The 3,247-nt window shown below is 65.8% G+C and carries 5 protein-coding genes; all 5 read left to right on the forward strand.

From position 1 onward, the window contains the following. The coding region (locus FNJ47_RS45240) for a putative porin (RefSeq protein ID WP_175068517.1) at positions 1-230 on the forward strand (230 nt) is incomplete at its 5' end. 2 nt (positions 231-232) lie between these two features. After that, positions 233-826, forward strand: a complete 594-nt coding sequence (locus FNJ47_RS45245) for a coiled-coil domain-containing protein (RefSeq protein ID WP_163163151.1) — start codon at positions 233-235, stop codon at positions 824-826. After that, positions 823-1,881, forward strand: a complete 1,059-nt coding sequence (locus FNJ47_RS45250; RefSeq protein ID WP_163163153.1) for a peptidylprolyl isomerase — start codon at positions 823-825, stop codon at positions 1,879-1,881. The genes FNJ47_RS45245 and FNJ47_RS45250 overlap by 4 nt, the downstream gene beginning before the upstream one ends. A 13-nt stretch (positions 1,882-1,894) precedes the next feature. Beyond that, entirely contained in the window at positions 1,895-2,425 is a 531-nt protein-coding gene (locus tag FNJ47_RS45255) for a YbjN domain-containing protein (protein ID WP_347341820.1), read from the forward strand. Between the two features lie 38 nt (positions 2,426-2,463). Then, positions 2,464-3,247: lytic transglycosylase domain-containing protein (locus tag FNJ47_RS45260; RefSeq protein ID WP_236000561.1), on the forward strand; the 784-nt coding region annotated here is incomplete at its 3' end.

Raw genomic sequence — 3,247 nt, forward strand, 5'->3', positions numbered from 1 at the left:
GGAACGTCCACGCCGGCTACAAGTACCTCGAGTCGGATGCCACCATCGATGCCTTCGCAGATTCCGACTTCGGTCTCGGCGGCACCAACCTCAAGGGCTATTTCGTCGGCGGCAATATCGGTCTCGGCGACAATGTCTGGGCGACCTTGCGTTGGATGAGCGCCAACAGCATCGCCGGCAACCCCTATGCCGTCGACGTCCTGCAAGTCGACCTCAACGCGAAGTTCTGACCATGCGCATCGCACTCTTTGTCTTGATGATGGTGATCGGAGCATTGAGCTCCGGCACCGCATTCGCCCAGTCCGAGACCGATCGTCTGCGTGACGCCCTGCGCACCGCTACCGCGCAGACCCGCGCGCTGGAAGACCAGCGCACGGCGTTGCAGGCAAAAGTCGCCGACGCCGACCGCGAGAAGGCGGCGGCCAAGAAGGAGGTCGACGACCTCAAGGCGCAGCTGAAGAAAGCCGACAAGGAACATCGCGAGGCTGTCGACGAGTTCAATCAACGGCTCGCCGAACGCGATGAGACGCTGGAGAAGTGGAAGTCCGCCTATGAGGAGGCGGCGACCGTTGCCCGCAGCAAGGACGCCGAGCGGGCCAAGTTCGAAGGTGAGGCCACCGCCTACAAGGCCAGCACCAAGAGCTGCCTCGCCAAGAACACCCTGCTGGTCAAGGCCGGCAAGGAGATGGTGCAGCGCTACAAGGACCTCACGATCGGCGAGATCGTGGTCTCGCGCGAGCCGATGATTCAGCAGCGGCGGGTCGAGATCCAGAATCAGCTGCAGGAAAGTACCGACAAGTTCCTCGATCAGAAGGTGAACCCATGACGACCGCCACCATCGCAAAGCCGCTCCGGTCGATCGGCCTCGCCGCCGGCATGACCGTCGCCCTGGCGGCTTTCGTTGCGCCGCTCGAGGCGCAGGCCCAGGCACAGGCTCCCGCGCCGCGGACGGTGCAGGCTCCCGCCAGGAAGCCGCAGCCACAGCCCGCGGCGCAGGCGCAGGCCGCTGCAACGCCGGCGCCGGCTGCGGTCGCAGCCGCGCCGAAGCCCGCCACCGCGCCGGAGAATGTCATTGCGCGCGTCGGCGACACCAACATCTCGGCCGATGACCTCCGCAGCTATGTTGCAGCGCTTGCCCCGCGCGAGCAGGCTGCACTCGCCAAGGATCCGGCGATGCTCAGCCAGGCGGTGCGGCTGCTGCTTGCCAATCGCCTCGTGCTGCAGGAGGCGGTTGCGAAAAAATGGGATCAGCAACCCGCCATCGCGGCGCAGCTCGAGCGAGCCCGCGAGGGTGCGGTGGTCGAGTTCTATCTGCAATCGGTGTCGACGCCGCCGGCGAACTTCCCGAGCGAGGACGATCTGCAGAAGGTCTATGAGGCCAATCGCGCCGCATTCCTGATGCCGCGGCAATTCCAGCTCGCGCAGATCTTCATTGCCGCTCCGAAGGAGGGCGACAAGGCTGCCGAGGACAAGGCCAGGCAGGAGCTCGACGATATGCAGCGCAAGCTGAAGGCGCCGGGAGCGGACTTTGCGGCGATCGCGCGCGGCGACAACAACGCGGCCAAGGATGCCGGCGACCTCGGATGGGTTGCGGAGACCCAGATTCGTCCGGAGATCCGCAGCCAGGTGATGGGGCTCGCCAAGAACAGCGTGTCCGAGCCGATCAAGCTCGACGACGGCTGGCACATCATCAAGCTGATCGACACCAAGGCGTCCTACACCCGCACCCTGCCGGAAGTGCGTGACCAGCTGGTGCTGCAGATCCGCTCCGAGCGGTCGACGATGATGCGGCGGGGCTATCTCGCCGAGCTGCTGAAGCAGCATCCGCCTGTCCTCAACGAGCTTGCACTGTCGAGCCTGCTCGACGCGTCGAAGAAATAACACGGAGACCATGATGCCCGAGATCATCACCAAACTCACGCTCGAAGACCTGCGCGACAGCTTCCAGAATGGCGGCTATCGCGTCGAAACGCTGACCGATCCGGTCGCCAACACGACCTATCTGCGCTCGGCGACAGCGGGACTGGGCTTCGAGATCCGGCCGGGAAACCAGCTGGTCGGTGAGGAACAAAGCTTTGTCGACGTCATGCTGGTCACCACGCTCCAGGTGCAGGGCGAGCTGCCGCTCGACCTCGTCAATCGCTGGAACACGACGCGGCGGTTCGGGCGGCTGCAGTTCAGCCAGCCGTTCCTGATGTTCTGCCTCGATGTCTCTGTCGCCGGCGGTGTGGCACCGAACTTTGTGCGGGCGCAGATCGAGGTCTGGGACCGGCTGGTGCAGGAGCTGATCGCGTATCTGCGTGAGGAGTTGCCGAAGCTCGCTGCCCGGAGTGGCGCGGCCGCTGCTCCGCAGCCCGGTGCGTCCACCCAGCAGCCGGCGCATGAGCGCACCGCGGAAGCGGGGGCGGTTCCCACCATCCAGTAGCCGCGCCGGCGCGCGACGATCAGGACTGCAATCGACCCATGAATGACGGGGCCTCCACGATGAAGGCGAGCTGCTTCGGCCGATGGCGGAAGCGGCTCAATCCTGCTCGTCACTGGAGCAGCTGCATCGCAGCCGGTGGCCTCGCGCTCGCGCTTGGTCTTGCGCAACCCGTTCGCGCGCAGGGCGAGACGCCGGCGCCGTCATTCAGCACGCGCTTTGCCGCGGTCGATTCGGCTGAGCCTTCCGCCGACGCGATGGCAAAGCCGCCAGCCGAAGCGGCGACGAAACCGGCCAAGGATATTGCAAAGGATCTTGCAAAGGATGCCGGCGGGAAAAACCTCCCGCCTGCGCCCGCGAGCCAGGCCGCGGTTTCGGATGCGCGCATGCGCTATCGCGCGCTGATCGAGAAGGAGGCGGCTGGAACCGGGCTCGCCCCTGAGATCGCCGAGGCCGTGATGGGCGTGGAAAGCGGTTACAATCCCGATGTGATCGGCGGCGTCGGCGAAATCGGCCTGATGCAGCTCTTGCCGTCGACCGCGCGCATGCTCGGCTTTTCCGGCTCGCTCGCCGAGCTTGCGATTCCCGAAAACAACATTCACTTCGGTGTCATGTACCTTGCGGAAGCGTGGCGACGTGCCGGCGGCGACCTCTGCACCGCGGTCATGAAGTACCGCGCAGGTCACGGCGAGACCCGCTTCTCCTATCTGTCGGTGAACTACTGCGTGGCGGTGCGCGCCCGGCTGTTTGCCCGCGGCTTCCGGGTGACGGGCACCGTGCCGGTCGCGACCTTCGGCGAACCTGGGCGCGGTGGCGCTGGTGGTG

This window comes from Bradyrhizobium uaiense (assembly GCF_010811875.1).
Classification (GTDB): Bacteria; Pseudomonadota; Alphaproteobacteria; order Rhizobiales; family Xanthobacteraceae; genus Bradyrhizobium; species Bradyrhizobium uaiense.